Origin of the sequence: Streptomyces sp. NPDC050738 (assembly GCF_040654175.1) — a bacterium.
Taxonomy (GTDB): Bacteria; Actinomycetota; Actinomycetes; order Streptomycetales; family Streptomycetaceae; genus Streptomyces.
In genome coordinates this window covers 362407-385802 of the sequence record NZ_JBFAHN010000007.1, presented here as the reverse complement: position 1 = coordinate 385802, position 23396 = coordinate 362407, and the positions used below count along the sequence as shown (strand labels likewise).

The 23396-nt window shown below is 70.8% G+C and carries 22 protein-coding genes; 13 read left to right on the top strand and 9 right to left on the bottom strand.

The genetic code is table 11. From position 1 onward, the window contains the following. Positions 1-61: 61 nt before the first annotated feature. Both AB0H78_RS20890 and AB0H78_RS20885 read right to left on the bottom strand, forming a co-directional pair. The gene (locus tag AB0H78_RS20890) at positions 62-682 is read right to left on the bottom strand and encodes a pyridoxamine 5'-phosphate oxidase family protein (RefSeq protein WP_363235976.1); all 621 of its coding nucleotides are present in this window, start codon (positions 680-682) and stop codon (positions 62-64) included. A 368-nt stretch (positions 683-1050) separates the two neighbouring features. Further along, positions 1051-2475 (bottom strand): NAD(P)/FAD-dependent oxidoreductase, encoded by a 1425-nt coding sequence (locus tag AB0H78_RS20885; RefSeq protein WP_363235975.1) that lies wholly within the window; start codon positions 2473-2475, stop codon positions 1051-1053. A gap of 116 nt (positions 2476-2591) precedes the next feature. Here AB0H78_RS20885 and trxA point away from each other — a divergent pair, with 116 nt between their 5' ends. Further along, positions 2592-2987, top strand: coding sequence for a thioredoxin (gene trxA / locus AB0H78_RS20880; protein ID WP_363235974.1), 396 nt, complete (start codon positions 2592-2594; stop codon positions 2985-2987). A 31-nt stretch (positions 2988-3018) separates the two neighbouring features. Here the strand turns inward: trxA and AB0H78_RS20875 are convergent, their stop codons facing one another. Further along, positions 3019-4194, bottom strand: a complete 1176-nt coding sequence (locus AB0H78_RS20875; RefSeq protein WP_363235973.1) for a 4-hydroxybenzoate 3-monooxygenase — start codon at positions 4192-4194, stop codon at positions 3019-3021. A 52-nt stretch (positions 4195-4246) separates the two neighbouring features. Then, a complete protein-coding gene (locus AB0H78_RS20870) occupies positions 4247-5431 on the bottom strand; it encodes a thiolase family protein (RefSeq protein WP_363235972.1) in 1185 nt (394 codons plus the stop codon). A gap of 52 nt (positions 5432-5483) precedes the next feature. Between AB0H78_RS20870 and AB0H78_RS20865 the strand changes: the two genes are divergently transcribed. Both AB0H78_RS20865 and AB0H78_RS20860 read left to right on the top strand, forming a co-directional pair. Further along, a complete protein-coding gene (locus AB0H78_RS20865; protein ID WP_363235971.1) occupies positions 5484-6989 on the top strand; it encodes an IclR family transcriptional regulator C-terminal domain-containing protein in 1506 nt (501 codons plus the stop codon). A gap of 183 nt (positions 6990-7172) precedes the next feature. Further along, positions 7173-8024, top strand: a complete 852-nt coding sequence (locus AB0H78_RS20860; protein ID WP_363235970.1) for a patatin-like phospholipase family protein — start codon at positions 7173-7175, stop codon at positions 8022-8024. A gap of 49 nt (positions 8025-8073) precedes the next feature. On the opposite strand, the gene AB0H78_RS20855 is transcribed toward AB0H78_RS20860, so the two are convergent. Further along, the gene (locus AB0H78_RS20855; protein WP_363235969.1) at positions 8074-9096 is read right to left on the bottom strand and encodes a LacI family DNA-binding transcriptional regulator; all 1023 of its coding nucleotides are present in this window, start codon (positions 9094-9096) and stop codon (positions 8074-8076) included. A gap of 48 nt (positions 9097-9144) precedes the next feature. On the opposite strand from AB0H78_RS20855, the gene AB0H78_RS20850 reads away from it, so the two are divergent. Both AB0H78_RS20850 and AB0H78_RS20845 read left to right on the top strand, forming a co-directional pair. Continuing rightward, the gene (locus AB0H78_RS20850) at positions 9145-9363 is read left to right on the top strand and encodes a hypothetical protein (protein ID WP_363235968.1); all 219 of its coding nucleotides are present in this window, start codon (positions 9145-9147) and stop codon (positions 9361-9363) included. A gap of 122 nt (positions 9364-9485) precedes the next feature. Beyond that, a complete protein-coding gene (locus tag AB0H78_RS20845) occupies positions 9486-10973 on the top strand; it encodes an SPFH domain-containing protein (protein ID WP_363235967.1) in 1488 nt (495 codons plus the stop codon). Between the two features lie 61 nt (positions 10974-11034). Here AB0H78_RS20845 and AB0H78_RS20840 read toward each other — a convergent pair whose 3' ends face one another. Then, positions 11035-12489, bottom strand: a complete 1455-nt coding sequence (locus AB0H78_RS20840; protein WP_363235966.1) for an APC family permease — start codon at positions 12487-12489, stop codon at positions 11035-11037. Positions 12490-12649: 160 nt separating this feature from the next. On the opposite strand from AB0H78_RS20840, the gene AB0H78_RS20835 reads away from it, so the two are divergent. After that, complete coding sequence (locus tag AB0H78_RS20835; protein WP_363235965.1) at positions 12650-13825, top strand: ROK family transcriptional regulator; 1176 nt, start codon at positions 12650-12652, stop codon at positions 13823-13825. Positions 13826-13840: 15 nt separating this feature from the next. On the opposite strand, the gene AB0H78_RS20830 is transcribed toward AB0H78_RS20835, so the two are convergent. Next, the gene (locus AB0H78_RS20830; RefSeq protein ID WP_363235964.1) at positions 13841-14902 is read right to left on the bottom strand and encodes a glycosyl hydrolase family 18 protein; all 1062 of its coding nucleotides are present in this window, start codon (positions 14900-14902) and stop codon (positions 13841-13843) included. A gap of 83 nt (positions 14903-14985) precedes the next feature. Between AB0H78_RS20830 and AB0H78_RS20825 the strand changes: the two genes are divergently transcribed. Further along, complete coding sequence (locus tag AB0H78_RS20825; protein WP_363236069.1) at positions 14986-15438, top strand: type II toxin-antitoxin system PemK/MazF family toxin; 453 nt, start codon at positions 14986-14988, stop codon at positions 15436-15438. On the opposite strand, the gene AB0H78_RS20820 is transcribed toward AB0H78_RS20825, so the two are convergent. After that, positions 15423-16256 carry a TIGR02452 family protein gene (locus AB0H78_RS20820; RefSeq protein ID WP_363235963.1) on the bottom strand — a complete coding sequence of 278 codons (834 nt, stop codon included), beginning with the start codon at positions 16254-16256 and terminating at the stop codon, positions 15423-15425. The genes AB0H78_RS20825 and AB0H78_RS20820 overlap by 16 nt on opposite strands. Before the next feature lie 126 nt (positions 16257-16382). Between AB0H78_RS20820 and egtA the strand changes: the two genes are divergently transcribed. The 4 genes from egtA to egtD are packed head-to-tail and all read left to right on the top strand — an operon-like array spanning position 16383 to position 20642. Then, entirely contained in the window at positions 16383-17630 is a 1248-nt protein-coding gene (gene egtA / locus AB0H78_RS20815; RefSeq protein WP_363235962.1) for an ergothioneine biosynthesis glutamate--cysteine ligase EgtA, read from the top strand. After that, entirely contained in the window at positions 17582-18925 is a 1344-nt protein-coding gene (egtB, locus tag AB0H78_RS20810) for an ergothioneine biosynthesis protein EgtB (RefSeq protein ID WP_363235961.1), read from the top strand. The genes egtA and egtB overlap by 49 nt, the downstream gene beginning before the upstream one ends. Beyond that, positions 18925-19677: an ergothioneine biosynthesis protein EgtC gene (gene egtC / locus AB0H78_RS20805; protein WP_363235960.1), complete on the top strand. Its 753-nt coding sequence runs from the start codon at positions 18925-18927 to the stop codon at positions 19675-19677. The genes egtB and egtC overlap by 1 nt, the downstream gene beginning before the upstream one ends. Beyond that, positions 19677-20642, top strand: a complete 966-nt coding sequence (gene egtD / locus AB0H78_RS20800; protein ID WP_363235959.1) for an L-histidine N(alpha)-methyltransferase — start codon at positions 19677-19679, stop codon at positions 20640-20642. The genes egtC and egtD overlap by 1 nt, the downstream gene beginning before the upstream one ends. 6 nt (positions 20643-20648) lie before the next feature. Here the strand turns inward: egtD and AB0H78_RS20795 are convergent, their stop codons facing one another. Continuing rightward, a complete protein-coding gene (locus AB0H78_RS20795) occupies positions 20649-21911 on the bottom strand; it encodes an extracellular solute-binding protein (protein ID WP_363235958.1) in 1263 nt (420 codons plus the stop codon). A 205-nt stretch (positions 21912-22116) separates the two neighbouring features. Between AB0H78_RS20795 and AB0H78_RS20790 the strand changes: the two genes are divergently transcribed. Continuing rightward, positions 22117-22344: a dodecin gene (locus AB0H78_RS20790; RefSeq protein WP_363235957.1), complete on the top strand. Its 228-nt coding sequence runs from the start codon at positions 22117-22119 to the stop codon at positions 22342-22344. A gap of 42 nt (positions 22345-22386) precedes the next feature. Further along, positions 22387-23388: an LLM class flavin-dependent oxidoreductase gene (locus tag AB0H78_RS20785; RefSeq protein WP_363235956.1), complete on the top strand. Its 1002-nt coding sequence runs from the start codon at positions 22387-22389 to the stop codon at positions 23386-23388. Positions 23389-23396: the final 8 nt, after the last annotated feature.

The following is a 23396-nucleotide window of genomic DNA, read 5'->3' as shown; positions in this document are numbered from 1 at the left end:
GGGGCTGATATTGGCAGTACTGCCAATATCAGCCCCTCCTCCCCGGGTGGCTCCTGGGCCCTCAGGCCTTGCCGAACGATCCGCTGGGGACAGCGGCCTGCTCGGTGAAGTACTCGCCGTCCTTGGGACGCTCGGAGGAGCGGCGTCCGGGGCGAAACGCCGGCTCCAGATGGGGAATGTGCTTGGAGCAGTGGACGTACGCCTCGTGCACGCTGATGCGCACCCACATCTCCGGTCGGCGGCCGGGTGCCGTGTCCTCCGGCATCAGGGGGTGCGCGGCGCGCATGTCCGCGTCGCCGACGAGATGGGCCTGCCCATTGACGTGGAGTCCGATGTGATCACGTGTGAAATCCATGAAGAGCAGTCCCGCGAACGGGTTCTCCGTGATGTTCCCCGCACTGGCCATGACGCCGTTCCCACGGTATTCGGGATACGCCAGGGTCACATCATCCACAACCGTGACGAACCCGGGTGGGCCACCCCGGAAGGTCGAGTCGCAGTGACCGCGCGCATCCGATGTGGAGAGGAACATCATGGTCTGCAGTCCGATGAACTCTCGCATCGAGGGCGTCAGACAGGGATGGACCTGGCGGTCGTAGAAGTCGTCGGCATGGGCGCTCGTGCCGAGCAGTCCCTGGAGACGGCGTTCCCCCTGGGAGGGAACGGGGCGGTGCGTGCTCACAGCGGGTCGTTCTCCTGATGGTGTCGGGGACGGGCCAGTATGGTCCGGAGCTCACGAGACGTGCGGAAGATTACCTTCCGCGCTTGAGCGGCCGGCCTCCTGCCAAGGTCACCCCTTCCCCGTGATCTCCCCCGCATACGCTCCCCGAGCCGCGGCGGGGGACGGATGGCTCGGCTCGCTGGAAGGTGACGCCGCGGCGGGGGAGCAGGCGGATCTCGTTGAACCGGTGAACAACGCCGTGGACGGTGTCCTCGTCGGCCTGCACCAACTGGGCAATCCCTGGCACCCGGTTCCCCCTCCTGATCGGTCGGCCTGCCCCCAACGGTCAGATCGACGGACATCACCCCAATGCGGTCAGCGCACCAGCTTTAACCGCGGTACGTCTCCAGGAGTCGCAGCCAGACCTCGCTGATGGTCGGGAACGCGGGGACGGCGTGCCACAGGCGCTCGATGGGGACCTCGCCCGCGACGGCCACGGTCGCCGAGTGCAGCAGTTCGCTGACGCCCGGTCCCGCGAAGGTGGCACCGACCACGATCTCCCGGTCCAGGTCGACGATCATGCGGGCCCGGCCCTGGTAGCCGTCGGCGTACAGGCCGGCGCCGGACACCGAGGAGAGGTCGTAGTCGACAGCGCGTGCGCGGATCCCCGCCGCTTCGGCCTCGGCGAGGGTACGGCCGACCGAGGCCACCTCGGGGTCGGTGAAGACGACCTGCGGAACCGCAGCGTGGTCGGCGGTCGCCGCGTGGGCGCCCCAGGCGTCCGTCTCCAGGATGGGCACGTGCTGCGACCTGGCCGCGATGGCCGCGCCCGCGATGCGCGCCTGGTACTTGCCCTGGTGCGTCAGGAGCGCCCGGTGGTTGACGTCGCCGACCGCGTACAGCCAGGTGCTGCCCTCGACGCGGCAGCTGTCGTCGACGGAAAGCCAGGAGCCGGGCTCCAGGCCCACCGTGTCCAGGCCGATGTCGTCCGTGCGCGGGGCACGGCCGGTGGCGAAGAGGATCTCGTCGGCCTCGATGCTCTGCCCGCCGTCCAGAGTGACGGTGATCCCCTCGGCGCCTTGTTCGACCGCGGTGACCGACACCTGGGTGCGTACGTCCGCGCCGGCCTCGGTGAGGGCTTCGGCGACGAGGCGGCCGGCAAAGGCCTCCATCTTCGGGAGCAGGCCGTCCCCCCTTACCAGCAGGGTCACTTGGGAGCCCAGCGCCTGCCAGACGGTGGCCATCTCCACGCCCACCACTCCCCCGCCGACGATGACCAGGCGGGCCGGCGCCTGCTGTGCGCTGGTCGCCTCGCGACTCGTCCAGGGCCGGATGTCCGCGAGGCCGGGCAGATCGGGGACTACGGCACGGGTGCCCGTGGCGAGGACCACCGCGTGGCGGGCGGCCAGTACGTGGTGCTCGCCGTCGGGGCTGGTCACCGCGATCTTCTTCGTACCGTAGAGGCGGCCGTGGCCTCGGTAGAGGTCGGCGCCGATGGAGTCGAGCCAGCCGACCTGGCCGTCGTCCTTCCAGTGCGAGGCGTAGTAGTCGCGGTGGTCGAGTACGGCCTGGACGTCGAGCGGGCCCTGCACCGACTGGCGCAGTCCGGGGACGCGGCGGGCGTCGGCGCGGGCGATCACCGGGCGCAGCAGCGCCTTACTGGGAATGCAGGCCCAGTAGGAGCATTCGCCACCGACCAGTTCGCTTTCCACGACGGCCGTGCTCAGGCCTGCCGCCCTCGCTCGGTCCGCCACGTTCTCGCCCACCGGGCCGGCCCCGAGGACCACCACGTCGTACTCCGTCGCATCTGTCATAGGGCCAGTCTGGTCCCGGGTGTGAGCCGTGGCCACAGGGGCAGGCGGAATACGTCAGAACAGTGCACGGTTGACCGGGAACAGTTTCACCGGGAAGCCAGGAAAGGCGGAACAGCATGGCCACGGTCGAGCTCACCAAGGAAAACTTCGATGACGTCGTGACGGACAACGACTTCATCCTCATCGACTTCTGGGCGTCGTGGTGCGGTCCGTGCCGGCAGTTCGCCCCGGTCTACGAAGGCGCATCGGAGCGCCATCCCGACCTCGTTTTCGCGAAGGTCGACACCGAGGCGCAGCAGGAGCTGGCCGCGGCCTTCGACATCAGCTCCATTCCCACGCTGATGATCGTCCGTGACAACGTCGCGGTCTTCGCCCAGCCGGGCGCGCTTCCTGAGGTGGCGCTGGAAGATGTGATCGGCCAGGCCCGGAAGCTGGACATGGACGAGGTCCGCAAGTCGGTCGCCGAGCAGCAGGCCGAGCAGGGCGGCCCGCAGGACCCCGCCGAAGCCTGAGTCCGGCCGGCCGCCCCCTTACGGCTGCCGGTCAGTCGAGGGGAAGGCCCGTGTAGTTGGCGGCGAGTTCGGTCGCGGCGGGCCTGGAAGCCGCGATCCGGTGCAGACGTGCGAGCTGCACGCGGTGGTCGAAGACGTCCTCGTCCGGCCCCGCGTGGAGCATCGTCGTCATGTCGTACGAGAAGCGTGTCGCCTGCCAGACGCGGCGCAGACAGTCGTCCGAGTACGAGTCGAGGAGTTCCGCCGACCCGGTGTGCTCGAGGCGGGCGAAGGCGCGGGCCAGGATACGGACGTCGGAGACGGCCAGGTTGAGCCCCTTGGCGCCGGTGGGCGGGACGATGTGTGCTGCGTCGCCGGCCAGCAGGATCCGGCCGTGGCGCATCGGTTCGGTGACGTGACTGCGCATCGGGGTGACGGACTTGGCGGTGATGGGGCCGCGTGCCAGGCGCCAGTCGCCGTCGACGGCGAAGCGGGTGTCGAGTTCGTCCCAGAAGCGGCTGTCCGGCCAGTCGGCGGGGTCGGTGCCGTTGGGGACCTGGAGGTAGAGGCGGGAGACGGTGGGGCTGCGCATGGAGTGCAGAGCGAAGCCGCGCTCGCCGCGGGCGTAGATCAACTCCTCGCAGGAGGGCGGGACATCGGCGAGGATCCCGAGCCAGGAGTACGGATACTCGCGTGTGTAGCTGCGCCGTACGGTCTCCGGGATCGCCGCACGGGCGATGCCGTGGAAGCCGTCGCACCCGACGACGTACGCACACTCCAGTGTCTGTTCGCGGCCGCCGTGCGTGAAGCGGATGACTGGGCGGTCGCTCTCCGGCTTCTCGACGGCTAGTGCCTGCGCTTCGAAGAACAGCGGCGGGCCTTCGGCGAGTTGGAGCGCAACGAGGTCCTTGACCACCTCGGTCTGCGCGTACACCATCACGCTCCGGCCGCCGGTGAGTGCGGGAAAGTCGATGCGCTGGCGCTGCCGGTCGAAGCGCAGCTCGATCCCCTGGTGGACCAGACCCTCGGCGTCCATCCGGGCGCCCGCGCCGCAGGCACGCAGTGCGTCGACCGTGCCCTGTTCGAGGATTCCGGCGCGCTGGCGCTGCTCGACGTACTCCCGCGTACGGCTCTCCAGCACGACGCAGTCGATGCCTTCGGCGTGCAGCAGCCTCGCGAGCAGCAGGCCCGCGGGTCCGCCTCCGATGATTCCTACGGTGGTGCGCACCTGCGGGTCTCCTTCTCTGCGGGCGGTTCGGGTCCGGGTCCGGCCTGCGGGTTCAGCGTTCGAGTACGAGGGCGAGCCCCTGACCGACTCCGATGCACAGCGCGGCAAGCCCGGTGCCCGAGCCCGCCGCGGCCAGCTGGTGGGCGACCGATCCGGCGAGGCGTGCGCCGGAGGCGCCGAGCGGGTGGCCGATCGCGATGGCGCCGCCGCGCGGGTTGACCACGGCGGGGTCGAGGTCCGGCCACTCGGCGAGGCAGCCCAGCGACTGGGCGGCGAAGGCCTCGTTGAGTTCGAACGTGGCGAGGTCGGCGAAGGACTTCCCCGCCTTCGTGAGCGCCTTCTGCACGGCCTCCACCGGTCCGAGACCGAAGAGCTGCGGCTCGATGCCGGTCACGGCAGAGGTGCGGATACGCGCGAGCGGCTCGCGCCCGGTGGCGCGCAGCCCTGCCTCGTCGACCAGGAGCAGGGCCGCCGCACCGTCGTTGAGCGGGGATGCGTTGCCCGCGGTGACCGATCCGGTCTTACGGAAGGCGGGCTTCAGCCGGGCCAGGGTCTCCATCGTGGAGCCGGGCCTGATGCACTCGTCGCGCAGGAGATCGACACCGTCGTACGGGACGACCTCGCCGTCGTACAGACCCGCGTCCCACGCCGCGGCCGCCTTGGTGTGGCTGGCGAGGGCGAAGGCGTCCTGCTGCTCGCGGGTGATCGCGTGCTTGTCGGCGATCAGTTCGGCGCCCTCCCCCAGAGCGACCGTCCACTCCTCGGGCATCCTCGGGTTGGTCATCCGCCAGCCCAGCGTCGTCGAGTGCATCTGCTGGTGGCCGGCGGGGAAGGCCCGCTCGGGCTTCTGCATCACCCACGGGGCGCGCGACATCGACTCGACGCCGCCCGCGATCGCGACCGAGGCGTCCCCGACCGCGATGGCACGGGCCGCCTGGATGACGGCTTCGAGGCCCGAGCCGCAGAGCCGGTTGACCGTGACGCCGGGTACAGAGACGGGGAGTCCGGCGAGAAGGACCGCCATGCGGGCCACGTCGCGGTTGTCCTCGCCCGCGCCGTTGGCGTCGCCGAAGTACACGTCGTCGATCGCGGACGGGTCGAGGTCCGGGGCACGGTCGACGAGTGCCTTGACCACGTGCGCGGCGAGGTCGTCGGGGCGTACCGAGGACAGGGCGCCTCCGAACTTTCCGATCGGGGTGCGGACCGCGTCGACGACGTACACGTCTCGGATGCTCATCAGATCTCTCCCACGCCCACCATGTGTTCGCCTGGTGAACTATCGTTCAGTTATGACGTCGCCAGAGTCTCTTCCCGATGCGACCGACTGTCAACGGGTCGGTCCCCTCGAACGCGGTCTCGCCGTCCTGCGTGTGCTCTGCGCGCCGGACGCCGACCGGCTGCGGCACAGCGATCTCGTACGGGCCACGGGCCTGGCGCGTTCCACCGTGGACCGTGTCGTCGCCACGCTCGACCGGCTCGCCCTGGTGCGCAGCGACGGCCGCGAAGTGTCGCTGGCACCCCGGCTGATGGAGGTGTCCGGCGCCTATCTGCGCTCCTGCGGCATCCCGGCCGCGCTCGGGCCCCTGACGCAGCGGCTCGCGGACGAGTTCGACGAGTCGGTGTCCGTCTCCGTGCCGGACGGCGACGGGGTGCGGTTCGTGACGCAGGCCAGGCGGCGCCGTGCGATGTCCGTGTCCTTCCGTATCGGCGACCTGCTGCCGGCCGCCCGGTGCGCTCCCGGCGCGCTGTTCGCGGCCCCGTGGAGCAAGGACCAGTGGGCAGGCGACGACCAGCTCATCGAGCCGGGGCTGATCGCGGTGGCCGTGCCGGTACGCGGCCCGGCCGGGCGGACGGTGTGCGCGGTGAGCGTGGTCAGCCACACCAGCAGGCACACCCTTCAGTCACTGAGGGAGGCGGTGCTGCCCCGGCTGCGGGACGTACGGACCGACCTGGAAGCCGCCCTGGCCGCACCCCGCACGGGCGAGGCCCCGCCCGCCACGACGGACATCTCCCTGACCCTCAAGCGCGAACTCGGCCCGGAGTTCCTCCAGTCACTGGCACGCGGGCTCGCCGTCCTGGTCGCGCTCGGCGGGGACCGGGGCGAGGGAATGACGCTGAGCGCCGTCGCCGAGGCCACCGGGCTGGCCAGGGCGACCGTCAGACGCTCACTGCTCACCCTGGTGCAGCTGGGCCAAGTGTCGTGCGAGGGAAGCCAGTTCAGGCTGGAGCCGCGCGTCCTGGAGCTCGGCTGCGCCCGGCTCTCCGAGCTGCGGCTGCCCGAGATCGCGCAGCCGCATCTGACCGAACTGGTGGAGCGCGTACACGAGTCGGCCTCGCTTGTCGTCCTCGACGGAACGGACATCCGCTATGTGGCGCGAGTCCCCACGGTGCGGATCATGAGCATCAGCATCACGGTGGGGACGCGCCTCCCCGCGTACGCGACGTCGATGGGACGCGTGCTGCTTGCCGGTCTCGCCCCAGAGGAACGCCCCGAGCTGCCCACCGTGCTTCCCGCGCTCACCCAGCGCACGGTGACCTCGGCCCGTGAACTCGGCGAGATCGTCGAGCGGGTGGCCGCAGAGGGCTTCGCGCTGGTGGAAGAGGAACTGGAGGAGGGCCTGCGGTCGCTGGCCGTCCCGGTGCGCGATGCCCGGGGCCGGGTGGCCGCCGCGCTCAACGTCGCCCAGCACGCCGGGCGCGGGACGGCCGAGGAGGCGCGAGTTGCGCTGCTGCCCGCGCTGCGCGAGGCGGCTGAACACATCGAGGCGGACATACGGGCACTGCGGCCGTTCTGAGCGCCGCGCGCAGCGGTCAGGCCCCGTATCGGAAGCGAATCGCACGCTTGGGGTGTCGACATGCCGCGGCCTTCCGTGGCGTACGTCGGGTGTTTTCGACTCCACGCCGCTCGACCCGGCGATGGAACGCTCCACCTTCGTGGTGGCTTTGTTCCAGCCGACGCCGGATGTACGGTCGGGCCCATGATCAATTCGACTCGGTCACCCTCACGCGCTCTCGTGCTCGGCGGGGGTGGGGTCACGGGCATCGCCTGGGAGGTCGGCGTCCTGGCCGGACTCAGCGCCCAGGGGATCGACTGGGGCCGGGCCACCACCGTGCTCGGCACATCGGCGGGATCATTCGTCGGGACCGCCGTCGCCAGCGGTTACGACCTGGATCGGCTCTTCGCCGCCCAGGTGATCCCGGACGAGAACGAGGTGAACGTCAGCGCATCCGAGACCACGATGGCTGCCTGGTGGGCCGCTCTCGCCGAGGGCGGCGACGATCCGCGCATGGTCGGCGCGGCCATGGGACGGATCTCCAAAGCGAATCCCGAGCCCGTGCCTCAGGCCGCCCGCCGGCGTGTGGTGCGTTCCCGGCTGGTCACCACGGATTGGCCGGACAGCCTGCAGGTCACCGCCATCGACGCCGATACCGGTGAGCTCCACCTGTTCGACCGGCACTCGGGCGTGCCGCTGGCGGACGCCGTCTCCGCGAGCGGCGCGGTACCCGGCGTCTGGCCACTCGAACACTTCCAGGACCGCGCCTGGGTGGACGGCGGCATGGTCTCCACGACCAACGCCCGCCGGGCCTCCGGACACGACAGGATCGTCATCCTGGCACCGATGCCCGCCGGCTACGGCAAGATCCCCGGTGCCGCCGCCGACGCCGAGGCACTGGCCGCGGACGCCGAGGTCTGTCTCATCGCACCGGACGAAGCCAGCATCGAGGCGATCGGACCCAACCCGTACGATCCCCAGCGCCGAGCCGACGCGGCACAGGCGGGCAGGACACAGGGAGTCGGCCTGGCGGACAAGGTCTCGGCGCTCTGGTGATCCACGACCGGGGGCCGGGCGGCACACGAAGCCGCTTCCAGAACGAGGCCTAGGTGGACTCCCGGTGGACGGTCCTGGCGACCATCAGGTCGTGCCGTTCGGATGCGCCGTCGGGGTCGCGCACCACACGGTCCACGAACTCGGCCAGATGCTGCCCGGTGGCCATGTCCAGCTGGACGGTGGAGAGCCGGGGGCGCAGCAGCCGCCCGAGCATCAGGTCGTCCGCGCCCATCACGGCACACTCGCCGGGTACGTCGATGCCCACGTCCTGGAGCGCGCGCATCAGGAGCATCGCGTATTCGTCGTTGTACGCGAAGACCGCGTCGAGGCCGAGCGTCCGCCAGCGTCCGGCGAGGGCCGCAGCCGACTCCTCCTCGTAGGCGAGCTCCAGCGGCACGACCGTGGCTCCGCTGCCCTCCACGGCGGCCCGGACCCCGGCGAGGCGCGGCTCGGAGAACATCTCGAGGCCCGGCTCCTGCGGCACGACGACACCGATGCGGCGGTGGCCGCGCTCCAGCAGATGCGAGCCCGCGCACCGGCCGACCTGGCTGTGGTCCATGGCCAGCGCGTGCGCCCCTGCGACCGGCTGCGGCGCGAGCGTGATGACCGCCTTCGCTCCCGAGCGGCGCAGCAGCTGCGTGCCGGCGGCCGTGAGCTGCGGGGCGCCGAGGGCCACCACCGCGACGGGGCGCAGCTCCGCCCAGGCGCGGGCGGCCTCGTCGGGGGCCAGACCGAGGCTGCCGTACTGCACGACCGTGTAGTCGAGGTGGCGCAGCGCCCACTGGAACTCGTTGAAGAATTTGCTGTAGAGCGGGCCGACAGGAACGGCGGATGCCGGCAGCAGCACCATCCGGCTGCTGCCGGAGCGCAGGCTCCGCGCGGCCGCGTGGGGGACGTAGCCGAGTTCGTCGGCCGCCTCGCGGACCCTGAGGCGGGTGGCCTCGCTGATCCGGACGGCGGAGGTGCCGTTGAGTACGTAGGAGACCGTGGCCCGCGAGACACCGGCCAGGCGCGCGACATCGGCGCTGGTCGGGACGGGTCGCTCGGCGGAGGCTTGCGGTATTTGGCTCATCGGATTCCGTATCTTTCCAGACTCCGGCCCGCCGCTTACGCTCCACCCATGGACGATGCGTCGATGGTGGGGCTGACCGGGCGCGTGACGGGCACGATCGGTCCCGGTCTGGTCGGCGAGGTGATCGTCCGGATCAGGGGCGGGGCCGAGCATTTCCTTGCGTACCCGGTGGATCCGGGCGAGCGGATCGAGTCGGGGACGGTCGTCACCGTCGTCGAATATCTGGCCCCGCGCACGGTCTATGTCGCCTCCGCGTACGGAAGTTGACCATCCGGTCCCCGCCCCGCATCAAGAACGCGACAAGGAATCGTCAGCATCTGCCCGCCGGACTTGCACAGGCGCACACTCCTGTCGAGTCGTGCCGTCAGGGCACCGCGTGAAGGGGGCGTATGCCGATGGTCATCGGCGTCGCGGCGGGTTTTGTGCTCGCTGCCATCATCGTTCTGATCTGTCTCTTCAAGCTCATGTGGCGGGTCGCCGAGCCCAATGAGGCACTCGTCATCTCCGGGTCCAAGCACAAGACGGAGGGCCTCGGGGAAGGCATGGGTTTCCGGATCGTCACCGGGCGCGGAACCTTCGTACTGCCTGGTGTGCAGGCGGTCAGGAAGATGTCGCTCGATCTCAACGAGACCGAGCTCCTCGTGGACTGTGTCACGCACCAGGGCATCCCGCTCAAGGTGCGCGGCGTGGTGATCTTCAAGGTCGGCGACGACTTCGTGTCGATCGCGAACGCGGCCCGGCGCTTCCTCGACCAGCAGGCGCTGATGTCGGAGCGGGTCCACAACGTCTTCGCCGGTCACCTGCGCTCGATCGTGGGCGGGCTGACCGTCGAGGACATGATCCGCGACCGGGAGAAGCTCACCGGGCAGACGCGTGCCGCCTGCGGCACGGAGATGGAGAAGCTGGGTCTGATCGTGGACTCGCTGCAGATCCATGAGATCGAGGACCCGACCGGGTACATGAAGAACCTCGCGATGCCGCATGCCGCGGCCGTACAGCGGGACGCGCGCATCGCCCAGGCACAGGCCAATCTGCAGGCGACCGAGGCCGAACAGGCCGCGTTCGCCAGGATGTCGGAGGCGACCAGGGACAGCGAGATCCTGCAGGCCGGCTACCAGGCCGAGCGCGACAAGGCCGCGGCCTCCTCCCGCCAGGCGGGTCCGCTCGCCGATGCGGCGGCCCGCCAGGAAGTGGTGGTCCAGGAGACCAGGGTCGCGGAGCTGGAGGCGCACCGCAGGGAGCAGCAGCTCCAGGCGGACGTACGCAAACCGGCGGACGCGGCGGCGTACGAGAAGCGGACCCTGGCCGAGGGCGAGCGCGATGCGCGCATCTCGGCGGCCGAGGCCCAGGCGAAGGAGACCGAACTCGCGGCGGTCGCCGAGGCCACCAGGGTCAAGGCGGCTGCCGCCGCCGAGGCCGAGGCGACGAAGGCGCGCGGTGCGGCATCGGCGTCCGCCACCCGGGCGACCGGTGAGGCGGAGGCCGCGGCGACGCAGGCGCGGGGTCTGGCGGAGGCCTCGTCGGCGAAGGCGAAGGGCCTCGCCGAGGCCGAGGCGATCAAGGCGCGGGCGGAGGCCCTGGCGCAGAACCAGGAGGCCGTGGTCGCCCAGCAACTGGCGGAGAACTGGCCGGAGATCGTCCGGGCGGGCGCCGAGGCTTTCGGGAATGTCGAGCACATGGTGCTGCTCAACGGCGCGGACGGCATGGCGGAGATGTTCGCCAAGGCGCTGACCATGGGCGGTACGGGTCTCGGCCTGGCCCGTCAGCTCCTCGCGTCGATGAACTCCGATCCGGCGACGAATGCGGCGGCGCGGCTCAACGGCGCCGTCACTCCCCCGGCGCGGGGCGAGAAGATCCCGGTGGCGGGCGACAAGTAACCAGGCGCAACGGCGCGTTGCCCCCGCCCGGACGGGTGGGGGCAACACGCCGGCGGTGAGGTCAGACCGCGGCCGGTTCGTCCGCGGAGTCCTGGCTCTCCAGGTACTCCTCCCGGACCTCGCGCGGTCCGAAGGGCCAGACCTTTTCGTACTTGGCCCAGAGGAAGAAGGCCACACACCCCAGGGCGAGCCAGGCCAGGGACCATTCGATGGGGTGGCGTCCGGGCGAGTTCTTGTCGGCGTATCCGTAGATCACCAGCCAGCCCACGAGGGCCACGACGCTCGGCAGCGGATAGAGCCACATCTTGTACGGGCGGCGCAGCGTCGGCTGGCGCTTGCGCAGCACGCTCACGGCGACGATCTGTGCGAGCGCCTGGACGATGACCATCACCGTCGTCAGCAGCTGGATGAGCGTGGCCAGATCGGTGTGCCGGCCGATCAGGAAGCCGATCGCGGTGATGACGCCCATGGTGGCCAGGCCCAGCATCGGGAAGCGGTGCTTGGGGTGCAGCTTGGCGTACGGGCGGAAGAAGACCCGGTCGCGGGCGGCGTCGTAGGGCACACGCGATCCGCCGAGGAGTCCGGTGAAGACGGAGGCGAAGGCGGTGATCAGGATGAGTACGGTCACCACGTCGGCGGGGCCCTTGCCCCAGGTCTTCTCCAGGACGGCGGAGGCGACGGAGGTCGATGCGATGTCGTTCGGGTCCAGCATCCGGTGCCAGTCGATGACGCCGAGGGTGCCGATCTGCAGCAGCAGGTAGATCGCCATGATGCCGAGGATCGAGAAGACGATGGAGCGCGGCAGGGTGCGGCCCGGGTTCTTGATCTCGGCGCCCATGTAGGCGGTGGTGTTGTAGCCGAGGTAGTCGTAGATGCCGATGGTCAGACCTGCGGCGAAGCCGATCCAAAAGCTGCTGCTGGTCAGGCTGAAGGCGCCCGACGGGTAGGTGAAGGCCATGTGCGGGCTGAAGTGGGTGGCCGCCGCGACGATGACCAGGGTGACCGAGGCGATCATGACGACCCACATCACGGCGGTGATGCGTGCGATGTGCTCGATGCCGCGCCACAGCAGCAGGATCACCAGGGCGATGACGCCGATCCCGATGAGGTCGCCGGTGGTGGAGCCCATGTCGGGCGCCAGATAGCCGAGGTACTGGACGAAGCCGACCACACCCGTGGACATGATCAGCGGGATGAAGAGCATCGCGGTCCAGACGAACAGGAACGGCATGAGCCGGCCTGTGCGGTACTGGAAGGCCTGGCGCAGATAGACGTAACTGCCGCCGGATCCGGGCATGGAGGCGCCCAGTTCGGCCCAGATGAGTCCGTCGGCGAGGGCGAGTATCGCCCCGGCGACGAAGCCGATGACGGCCTGCGGGCCGCCGAATGCGGCGACCATGAGCGGAATGGTCACGAACGGGCCGATGCCGCACATCTGGCTCATGTTGATGGCGGTGGCCTGGAACATCCCGATACGGCGGACGAAGCCGCCTGCGGGTGGCGGAGTTCCGGACATGGGGAGCCTCCCTGGGCTGAAGACGGGGACGGGAGTTGCAGTTGTTCTCGCCCGTGCGGAACTCCGGCTCGGCGCCGGGCGTGATTAAGTTAAGTACCTTTACTTGATGCGTCAAGAGGTCGTCAGGAGTCGGTGGCGATCGATACCGGAGAATGATGCGATGACCAGCAGCGACGAGAGCGCGGAACAGCCCTGGAACCGACAGCGGCTGCGCTCCACCAACGAGCGGATGCTGCTGGACCGGCTGCGCACCGGTGGCGCCGCCTCGCGCGCCCAACTCGCCCGCGAGAGCGGCCTGTCCAAGCCGACCGTCTCCACGGCGCTCGCCTTCCTCGAACAGGCGGGCCTGGTCCGCGAGGTCGGCACCCACACCCCCGAACGCGGCCGCGCCGCCGTGCTCTACGCCCCTGACCCGACCGCCGGATACGCCCTGGGCATCGACATCGGCCGGGCCTGGCTGCGGGTCGCCCTCGCCGATCTCGACGGCACGGTCGTCGCCCGCTCCGAGGTGCGCAACGAGGCGCGCACCTCAAGCGCCATGGCCGACCTGGTCGTCACCACCGCGCGCGGGCTCGTCGCCGACTCCGGCGTGCCCGCCGCCAAGGTCGCGCAGGCGGTCGTCGGCACCCCCGGTGTGTACGACGCGGAGAGCGGACGTGTGCGGTACGCCCTCAATCTGCCGGGCTGGGGCCGCGCCGGGCTCTTCGACCGTATGCGCGAAGACCTGGGCGTCCCGCTCGCCGTGCACAACGACGCCAACCTCGCCGCGCTCGGTGAGTACACCTTCGGCGCCGGGGCGGGCAGCAGGCTCTTCGTGTACGTACTGATCGGCACCGGCCTTGGCATGGGTGTGGTCGCCGAGGGCCGGCTCTTCACCGGGGCGCACGGAGCGGCCGGCGAGATCGGCTTCCTGCCCTGGCCGGGACGGACCAAACCGGACACGCTGGAGGGTGCGGTCTCCGGGGACGCCGTCGTGGCGGCGGCACGCGCACACGGCATGAGCGGGCCGCTCAGCGCGAAGGACGTCTTCGCCGCGGCCCGTTCGGGGGATCCGGCCGCCGTGCAGGCCGTACGGCAGGAAGGCGAGCGCCTCGCGCACACCGTCGCCGCCGTGGCCGCCGTGCTGGACCCGGACCTCGTCGTGCTGGGCGGAGGCGTCGGCCACAGTGCCGACCTGCTGCTGAGCACCGTACGGGAGACCCTGCGCACGCTCACCCCGCTGCGGCCGCGGGTCGCCCCGAGCGCGCTCGGTGAGGACGCGGTGCTGCTCGGGGCGGTGGCGACGGCGCTGGACACGGCGCGGGACGTGGCTTTCGAGCGGCGCGCCGGGGCGTAGTCCGGATCAGCCCCGTCAGCCCCGGGCGAGCACCTTCCACAGGCCCGGGTCCTCGAAGTTCAGCGCCCACAAGCCGGTGTTGACGACCCCGTACTTCCGCAGTGCGGGCAGGTGTGCCGCCACGCCGCGGGCGTCCTGGTACCAGACCGTCCGCTTCACCTTCCCCTCCCGATAGGTGAAATACGGGGTCTTGGACACCGGGTCGAGCCGATAGCGCGCGTGCGTCTTGCGGCGCAGCGCCTCGGCCTCCTTCCAGGTGACGTGCTTGGCGCTGCCCTTGCCGTCGGCCCGCCAGTTCCAGCCGTACGCCGGCAACGCCATCTCGATCTTGTGACGCGGGATCAGCGCGGTGGCCCGCCGCAGGATCTCCTCGTACCAGCCGGCGCCGGAGAGCGGTCCAGCCGGGCCGCCTGCCCAGTGAAGGTTGTACGCCATGATCCTGACCCGGTCGGCGGCCCGGCCGATCGCCCGGTAGTCCCAGATCCGGCCCGTGGCCGGGGTCTGCGGGGAGACGGTGGCGATGCACTGCTTGTGCTGGGCGTGCAGAGCCGCGCAGAGGCCGGTCATGAACGCCGCGTATCCGGCGCGGACCGTGCGGTACTTCGCCGTGCCGGTCGGCGCGATCGTCTCGTAGTCGATGTCGATGCCGTCGTAACCGCGGGTGCGCGCGAGGGCGGACAGCGCCCTGATGTGCGCGGCGCGCTTGGCCGGGGCGGTGACGATCGCGGCGAGCGCTCCGGGGCGCAGCGTCTCCATGACGGTGGGCACGACCTTGATCCCGGCGCGGTGCAGTCCGTCGACGATGCGGCGTTCTCCCGCACCGGGGTGGCGGTCGATGCGGGTCGCCGACTTGGCCTGGTACCAGAAGGGGCTGACGGTGTGCAGTTGGGACGCATGGCGCAGCGCGTCTCGGTAGGCGCCCTCCTGGTCCCAGTACGGGAGCCAGGCGGAGACGGTGCGGTGTGCCGAGACGGCGGCGGGGGGCGCGGGCGCCGGGTCGGGTGCGGGGTCCGGCGGGCAGGCCGCTCCGAGCAGGAGACCGGAGGCGGCAAGCAGGGCGAGTCGCGGAATGACCATGGCCCGAGCCTGGTGCCCGATCGGCGTGCCCGCCCTGCGGAGTAGCCCGTACAGGTCCTAACGTGTCCCGGGTGACGACCTCTCTGAATGACGACCAGACCGAACAGTCCGAGCTGCCCGGCAGCAGCGGACCGACCGCCACGACCGAGGCCGACCCCCGTGACATCGGCCCGGTGCACACCTCCTACGCGCCGGACCGCGACGGCGATCCCGACCCGGGCGAGATCGTCTGGACCTGGGTGCCGTTCGAGGAGAACGACGGCCGAGGCAAGGACCGCCCGGTGCTCGTGGTGGCCCGCGAGGAGTCGGGCACGCTGCTGGCCGTCCAACTCTCCAGCAAGCGCCATGACTTCGACCGTGAATGGGTCGCGATCGGATCCGGCTCCTGGGACAGCGAGGGCCGCGAGTCCTGGGTCGACGCCGACCGCGTCCTGCGGGTGCACGAGGACGGGATGCGGCGTGAGGCGTGCGCGCTGGACCGGCCCCGCTTCGACTCCGTCGTCCAGCGGCTGACGGAACTCTACGGCTGGGACTGACCGGCGAATACGTCGGCGAACGCGGCCCGGGTGGCCGATGCGGGGTCACGGTCGAGCACGGCGAAGACGACCTGTTCGAAGTGTCCGCCGAACCGGCCCGCCCCCGTGAGGTGGGCGTGGAACGCGCCCGCCACCCGGGCCGGTTCATTGCGGAAGACCCCGCAGCCCCAGGCTCCGAGCACGATCCGCCGGTAGCCGTATGCGGCCGCGGTCTCCAGGACTCTCTCGGCGCGCGCGCCGAGCTCCTGCGGGATGCGGTGGGCCTCCTCGGGGGAACGGGCCCGGATCACACCGGCGTTGGGCGCGGGCGAGGTCAGAAAGCCCACGGAAAACGGTGCGGACAGCAGTCGGCCGCGGTCGTCCCTGAAGACCGGGACACCCGGCGAGTGGATGACGCGGTCGCTGTAGAACGGGTCGCGGTCGGCGCGGTGGTGGGCGTAGAACCCGGGTGCGCGCAGCAGGGTCGCGTACAGGGCGGAGGCCCGGCACAGCGCCTCCTCCTGCGCCTGGGCGCCGTTGAGATATCCGCCGCCCGGATTGCGCGCCGAGGCGAAGCTGAGGACGGCGACGACGCCGGGCCGCTCGGCGGTCAGCCTGGCTGCCGCTCCGGTGCTGCTCTCCCCCGTGACCTCGAACTCCGTGCGGCTGTCGGTGCGTACGGCTGCGGGGACCGGCTCGGGGCCGTGGACCCGGACCCCCGCGAGCGAAGCCCTCAGCTCGTCGGCGATGGACACCTCCCGGCCGTCCGGCGCGCGGTAGTGACCGGCCTCGACGATCTTCTCCGTCTCCTTCGCGATGCCACGCAGTCGTGCACTCATATGCCGCATCATGAACGGCCGACGAACGTCCGCGCAACGGAATTTGTTCCCTGGAAACGCACTCTTGTGCGAACGCGCGGCAGTGGCTTAGGTGGGACGGAACACCTCGGAAGGAGACAACCGATCATGGCCGTAGAACTGCTCAGCGAGTCCGGCGCGGAGGATTTACTCCGATGTATCTGCTTCAAGACCGGGCCGCCCCGCACCATCGGTGTCGAGCTCGAATGGCTCGTCCACGACGTGCACGACCCCCGGCTCACCCTCTCCACGGACCGGCGTGAAGCGGCGTACGGCGCACTGCGCGCCCTGCCCCTCGCCTCGGCCCTCACCTTCGAACCCGGCGGCCAGCTGGAGCTCAGCTCGCTCCCCGCCGCATCCCTGACGGAGCTCATCGACTCCGTCTCCGCGGACCTCGACGCCGTACGCACCTCACTGCGCGCCGCGGAACTCACCCTCACCGGTATCGGCCAGGAGCCCTGGCGCCTGCAGGACCGCGTGCTGCACCATCCGCGGTACGACGCCATGGAGACCTACCTCGACCGGTACGGCACGGCGGGCCGCTCCATGATGCGAGGCTCCGCATCGGTCCAGGTCAATCTGGACGCGGGTCACGAGGAGCCGGGACCGCTGGGCCACGGCAGGCGGTGGCAGCTCGCGCATCTGCTCGGCGCCGTACTGGTGGCGGCCTTCGCCAACTCCGCCTATTCCCAGGGACGTTCGACCGGATGGCGTTCCACCCGGCAGGCGCAGTGGGCGGACCTCGACCCGAGCCGCTCACTCGCACCCGATCTGGACGGCGAACCGCGGGCCGCCTGGAGCCGCCAGGTGCTCGACACCCCGGTGATGTGCATCCGCCGGGACGACGGGCCGTGGCAGGTGCCCGAGGGACTCACCTTCCGGGGCTGGCTGCGGGGCGGCGGTCCACGGCCGCCGACCCGGGCCGACCTGGACTACCACCTGACCACCCTCTTCCCGCCGGTACGGCCGCGGGGCCACCTCGAGCTGCGGATGATCGATGCCCAGCCGGGCGAGGACGGCTGGATCGTCCCGCTCGCCGTCACGGCGGCGCTCTTCGAGGACCCGGCCGCGGCCGAGACGGCCTACCGCGCGCTCAAACCCCTTGCCGAGACGGCCGGTTCGCTGCCCGCTCCGCGCAATCCGCTGTGGCGCAACGCGGCACGGGACGGACTGTCGGACCCCGAACTGCACGCGGCCGCCGCCGTCTGCTTCGCCACCGCCCTGGAGGCACTTCCCCGGCTCGGCGCCTCGACCGCCGTATGCGACGCGGTGGCCGAATTCGCCGCCCGCTACGTCGTACGCGGCCGATGTCCCGCCGACGACCAGCCGCACGAGACGAAGGACTTGACCCCGTGACCGACCCGGAGCACCTGAGACTGCGCGCCATCGACGCACTCACCACCGCGCGGACGCGCACCGCCCTGCTCACCTCCTGCGTCGACGACCATGAACTGACCGCCCAGCACTCGCCGTTGATGTCACCCCTGGTCTGGGACCTGGCGCACATCGGCAACCAGGAAGAACAGTGGCTGCTGCGGGCCGTGGCGGGGCGTGATGCGATCCGCCCCGAGATCGACTCGATCTACGACGCCTTCGAGCACTCCCGCGCCAGCCGGCCCTCCCTGCCGCTGCTCGCGCCCGCCGAGGCGCGCCGCTACGCCTCCGACGTACGCGGCAGGGTCCTTGACGTACTGGAGAAGATCCCGCTGCACGGCAGGCCGCTGCTGGACGCGGCCTTCGCCTTCGGCATGATCGCCCAGCACGAACAGCAGCACGACGAAACGATGCTGATCACCCATCAGCTGCGTTCGGGCCCCGCAGCGCTCACCGCGCCCGCGCCGCCGGCCGCGAGCACCGCCGGCCTCGAAGCCGAAGTCCTGGTCCCCGGCGGCCCGTTCACCATGGGCACGTCGACCGAGCCCTGGGCCCTGGACAACGAGAGGCCCGCGCACCGACGCGACGTTGCGCCCTTCCACATCGACACCACACCGGTCACCTGCGGTGCGTATCTGCGCTTCATGGCGGACGGCGGGTACGAGCAGGAGCGCTGGTGGGCGCAGGCCGGCTGGGAGCAGATCCAGACCCACGGCATCCGCGCACCGCTGTTCTGGCAGCGGGAGGGAGGCCAGTGGCTGCGCCGCCACTTCGGCGTGCTGGAGGCCGTGCCGGTCGAGGAACCGGTGCTGCACGTGAGCTGGTACGAAGCCGACGCCTATGCCCGCTGGGCGGGGCGGCGGCTGCCCACCGAGGAGGAGTGGGAGAAGGCGGCCCGGCACGACCCGGTCTCCGGCCGCTCGCTGCGCTATCCGTGGGGCGACGAGGACCCCACGGCGGAACGGGCCAATCTGGGCCAGCGCCATCTGCGGCCCGCGCCCGCGGGCAGCTATCCGGCGGGTGAATCACCGCTCGGCGTACGGCAGTTGACGGGCGATGTGTGGGAGTGGACGTCGAGCGACTTCCTGCCCTACCCCGGCTTCGCCGCCTTCCCCTACCGCGAGTACTCCGAGGTGTTCTTCGGCAGCGCGCACAAGGTGCTGCGCGGGGGCGCGTTCTCCGTGGACGAGGTGGCCTGCCGGGGCACCTTCCGCAACTGGGACCTGCCGGTTCGGCGGCAGATCTTCTCCGGCTTCCGTACGGCGAGGGACGCCTGATGTGCCGCCATCTCGCCTATCTCGGGCCGCCCCTGGCGCTGGGCGACGTCCTGGTGAAGCCGCTGCACGCGCTCTACCGGCAGTCCTGGGCGCCCCGCCAACAGCAGCACGGCACCGTCAACGCGGACGGATTCGGCGTCGGCTGGTACGCCGAGGACGATCCGGTGCCCGCCCGCTACCGGCGTGCGGGACCCATCTGGGCCGACCAGTCCTTCGGCGACCTGGCCCGGGTGGTCCGCACGACCGCACTGCTCGGCGCCGTACGCGATGCCACCGAGGCCGGCGCCGACGGGGAAGCCGCGGCCGCACCCTTCTCCGCCGGCCCCTGGCTCTTCAGCCACAACGGCGCGGTCAAGGGCTGGCCGGGCTCTCTCGCGCCGCTCGCCGCCGCTCTCCCCGCCACCGAACTGCTCTCCCTCCAGGCGCGCTGCGACTCGGCGCTCCTGTGGGCGCTGATCCTGCACCGGCTGCGGGACGGCGACGAGATGGGCCAGGCCCTCGCGGAAACGGTCACCGAGGTGGCCGCGGCGGCGCCGGGCTCACGCCTCAATCTGCTGCTGACGGACGGCGAAGCGGTGTGCGCGGTCGCCTGGGGCGACACGCTCTGGTACCTCGCCGAGCCGGGCCGCCGCACGGTGGTCGCCTCCGAACCGTACGACGACGCCCCGCACTGGCAGCAGGTGCCCGACCACACCCTGCTCGCCGCCACCCGAACCGATGTCCTGCTGACCCCGCTCAAGGAGCCCGCATAGTGCCCCCGTTCCAGCTCACCCGCACGCTGCCCGAGGACGCCACGGACGCCGCACTGCGCGCCGATGTCCTCGATGGCCTGACCGCCACGCCGAAGTCGCTGCCGCCCAAGTGGTTCTACGACGCGCGCGGCAGTGAACTCTTCGAGGAGATCACCGTTCTCCCCGAGTACTACCCGACCCGCGCCGAGCGCGAGATCCTCCTCGCACGCTCGGGAGAGATCGCCGCGGCGACAGGCGCCCGGACCCTGGTGGAGCTCGGTTCGGGCTCCTCCGAGAAGACCCGGCACCTCCTGGACGCCCTGCCGGACCTGCACAGCTACCTGCCGGTCGACGTCAGCGAAAGTGCCCTCAAGGCCGCCGCACAGGCGCTCCTCGCCGAGCGCCCGGGCCTCTCGGTGCACGCACTGATCGCCGACTTCACCCGCACGCTGGCCCTCCCCCAGTCACCGGGACCCCGCCTGGTGGTGTTCCTGGGTGGCACGGTAGGCAATCTCCTGCCCGCCGAGCGCGCCGCCTTCCTGCACGCGGTGCGCGGGCTGCTCGTACCCGGCGACAGCCTCCTGCTCGGCACCGATCTGGTGAAGGACGAGGATGTTCTGGTCGCGGCCTACGACGACGCGGCCGGGGTGACGGCCGAGTTCAACAAGAACGTCCTGGCCGTCATCGACCGCGAGCTCGGCGCGGACTTCGACGCGTCCGACTTCGACCACGTCGCCCGGTGGGACCGGGGACACGAGTGGATCGAGATGCGGCTGCGCGCCCGCAGCGCGCTCACCGTGAAGATCCCCGAACTGGACCTGGTGGTGCAGTTCGAGAAGGGCGAGGAGCTGCGCACCGAGGTGTCGGCGAAGTTCCGGCAGGAGGGCGTACGGACCGAACTCGCCGCCGCCGGGCTGGAACTGCGGGAGTGGTGGACGGACTCCGAGGGCCGGTTCGCGCTCTCTCTCAGCGGTCCGCATCAGTAGCCCGCCTCAGAAGTCCGCCAGCAGCTCGGTGATGCGCGCCGATGCGGTCCTGGCGGCCTTCTGCGGGTCCGCCCCGATGAGGACCTCTGTCATATAGGTCTTGATGGGGTTGTCGGCCTCGACCGCAGCCCACTTGGGCGAGTTGGGGGTGGCCCGGCCGCGTGCGGCGGCCGCGGCCATCGCCGCCGCGCCCGGGTCGTCGGCGATGACCCGGGCCAGGGTGGTCTTGTTCGGTACGTAACTCATGGTGCGCGCCAGGTCGGTCTGCCATTTCTCGCCGGCGAGCGCCTCGACCACCTTCACCCCGGCGGCGGCTTCCGGGGCCTTGTCGGGGACGACCAGGTCGGAGCCGCCGGTGAAGACCGCGCCAGGCTTCCCGGCGCGCTTGCCCGGCATGGGGAAGTAGCCCAGCCTGCCCTTCATCTCGGGGTTGAGCTGCTCGATGCTCTTCACCGTGCCGGGTGTGGCGATGAGCTGGGCGACGTTGCCATTGGCGAAGACCTTGTACTGGAAGGGGTGTGCCTCGTCGGCGCTCTTGGGGCCCCGGCCGAGCTGCTGCAGCTGCTTGTAGAACTCCATGCCGCGCAGGGCGGCCGGGCTGTTCAGCGCCCCGGCCCAGTTGCCGCCCGAGCCTTCGGCGAGCTCCCCGCCCTCCTCCCAGATGAATCCGGCGAGGGTGTACCAGTCCTGGCCTGCCAGATAAATGCCCTGGCGCCCACCGGTGTTGAGCTTCGCGGTGTCCTGCAGCCACTCCGCACGCGTCTTCGGCGGATGCTTGATGCCCGCGTCGGCGAAGAGCTGCTTGTCGTAGATGACCACGCGATTCGCCGCGTACCAGGGGATGCCGAACTGCGAGCCGTCGATGGATCCGGGGTCGGCGAGACCGGCGATCCAGTCTTTGCTGTCGAGGTCGCGCAGCGACTCCAGCGTCAGGTCGCGCAGGCCGCCGCTGTCCGCGTACTGGGCGACCTGGGTGTTGCCGACCTCGATCACATCGGGCACCCCCTTGCCGTCCTTGCTCTTCAGGGCCGCGGTGACCTTGCCGCCGATTCCGGCCCACTCCTGGATCCGGATGTCGAGCGTGATGTCCCCGTGCTCCTGCTCGTACGCCTTCTTGAAGCGGGCGATGAATTCGTCGGTGGCACTGTCCTTCATCAGCCAGACAGTGACGGTCTTGGTGCCGCTGCTGTTGCCGGGGAGGAGGCCGCAGCCGGCGAGCGCGAGGGAGGACACGAGCGCGGTACAGCCCGCGAGAAAACGGTGGTTCACGGAGGTCACCTCTGACGTATGGGCACGGCAGTGCATGACCCGACGTGGGGGAAGCGCGAATGGCTTGATCGGGTGTGAGGATGAAGTTTGGTCTGTACCAATGCGTAGGTCAAGGGGTGACCCAGCGTCGCGTCGTCCGATCTCTCGCGCGGCGCGCTCCCCTGGGGCACCGTGGAGTGACACGAGAGAAGGAGGGCGACGCCCCATGTCGGACCACACCTACCGGGTCACCGAGATCGTCGGCACCTCGCGCGAAGGCATCGACCAGGCCGTCCAGAACGGTGTGCGCCGCGCCGCACAGACGCTCCGCAACCTCGACTGGTTCGAGATCACCCAGGTCCGCGGCCACATCGTGGACGGCGAGGTCGAGCACTACCAGGTCGGCCTCAAGGTCGGCTTCCGCCTCGAGGACGGTGACGCGGCCGCCGGCTGACCGCCCGGGGAATGCGCGCGCCACCAGGACGTTGAACTCTGTGTGAGCACTGTGATCGCGCAAACCCGCTTCTCCGTACTGGACCGCTCGCGCACCCGCGAGGGCCACGGATCTCCGCAGGCGCTGCGCGACACCGTGGCCTTCGCCCGGGAGGCGGAGTCGCTCGGCTACCACCGCTTCTGGGTCTCGGAACATCACAGCGTCCCCGGGGTCGCGGGCTCGGCGCCCACGGTGCTCGCAGCGGCGGTGGCCGCGGCGACCACCAGGATCCGGGTCGGCACGGGCGGCGTCATGCTGCCCAACCACCAACCCCTCGTCGTGGCCGAGCAGTTCGGCGTCCTGGAGTCCCTGTTCCCCGGCCGCATCGACATGGGCCTCGGCCGCTCGGTGGGCTTCACCGGCGGGATACGCAAGGCACTGGGCCGCGGCAAGGAGGACGCCGGCGATTTCACGGCGCAGCTCGCCGAGCTGCTCGGCTACTTCACCGGCGACCAGTCCGCCCACCCGCAGGTCCACGCCCGCCCCGCGGAGGGTCTGCGGGTGCCCGCGTTCGTCCTGGCGACGGGCGCGGGCGCGCAGGTCGCGGCCGAGGCAGGGCTGCCGCTGGTGATCGCGGCCGTACGGGGCGAGGACGCGATGCTGCGCGCCGTCGAGGAGTACCGGGACGCCTTCAGGCCCTCGGCCTGGGGCGAGCGCCCGTACGTCGTCCTCTCCGGGACGGTCGCCGTCGCGGAGACCACACAGGAGGCCCGGCGCATTCTGCTGCCGGAGGCCTGGTCCACGGCGTATTCGCGTACGCACGGAGAATTCCCGCCGCTGATCTCCGCCGAGAAGGTGCTCACCCTGTCCATGACCGACCGCGAGCGCACGCTCTTCGACGAGGCCCTGCGCGGGCAGCTGCACGGCACCGAGGACGAGGTCACGGACGGCCTGGAGAAGATCATCGGACGCAGCGGCGCGGACGAGTACCTGGTCACGACAAGCACCTACGACCGCGGGGCGATGCTGGACTCCTACCGGCGGCTGGCCCGGATCACGGCCTAGAATTCCGG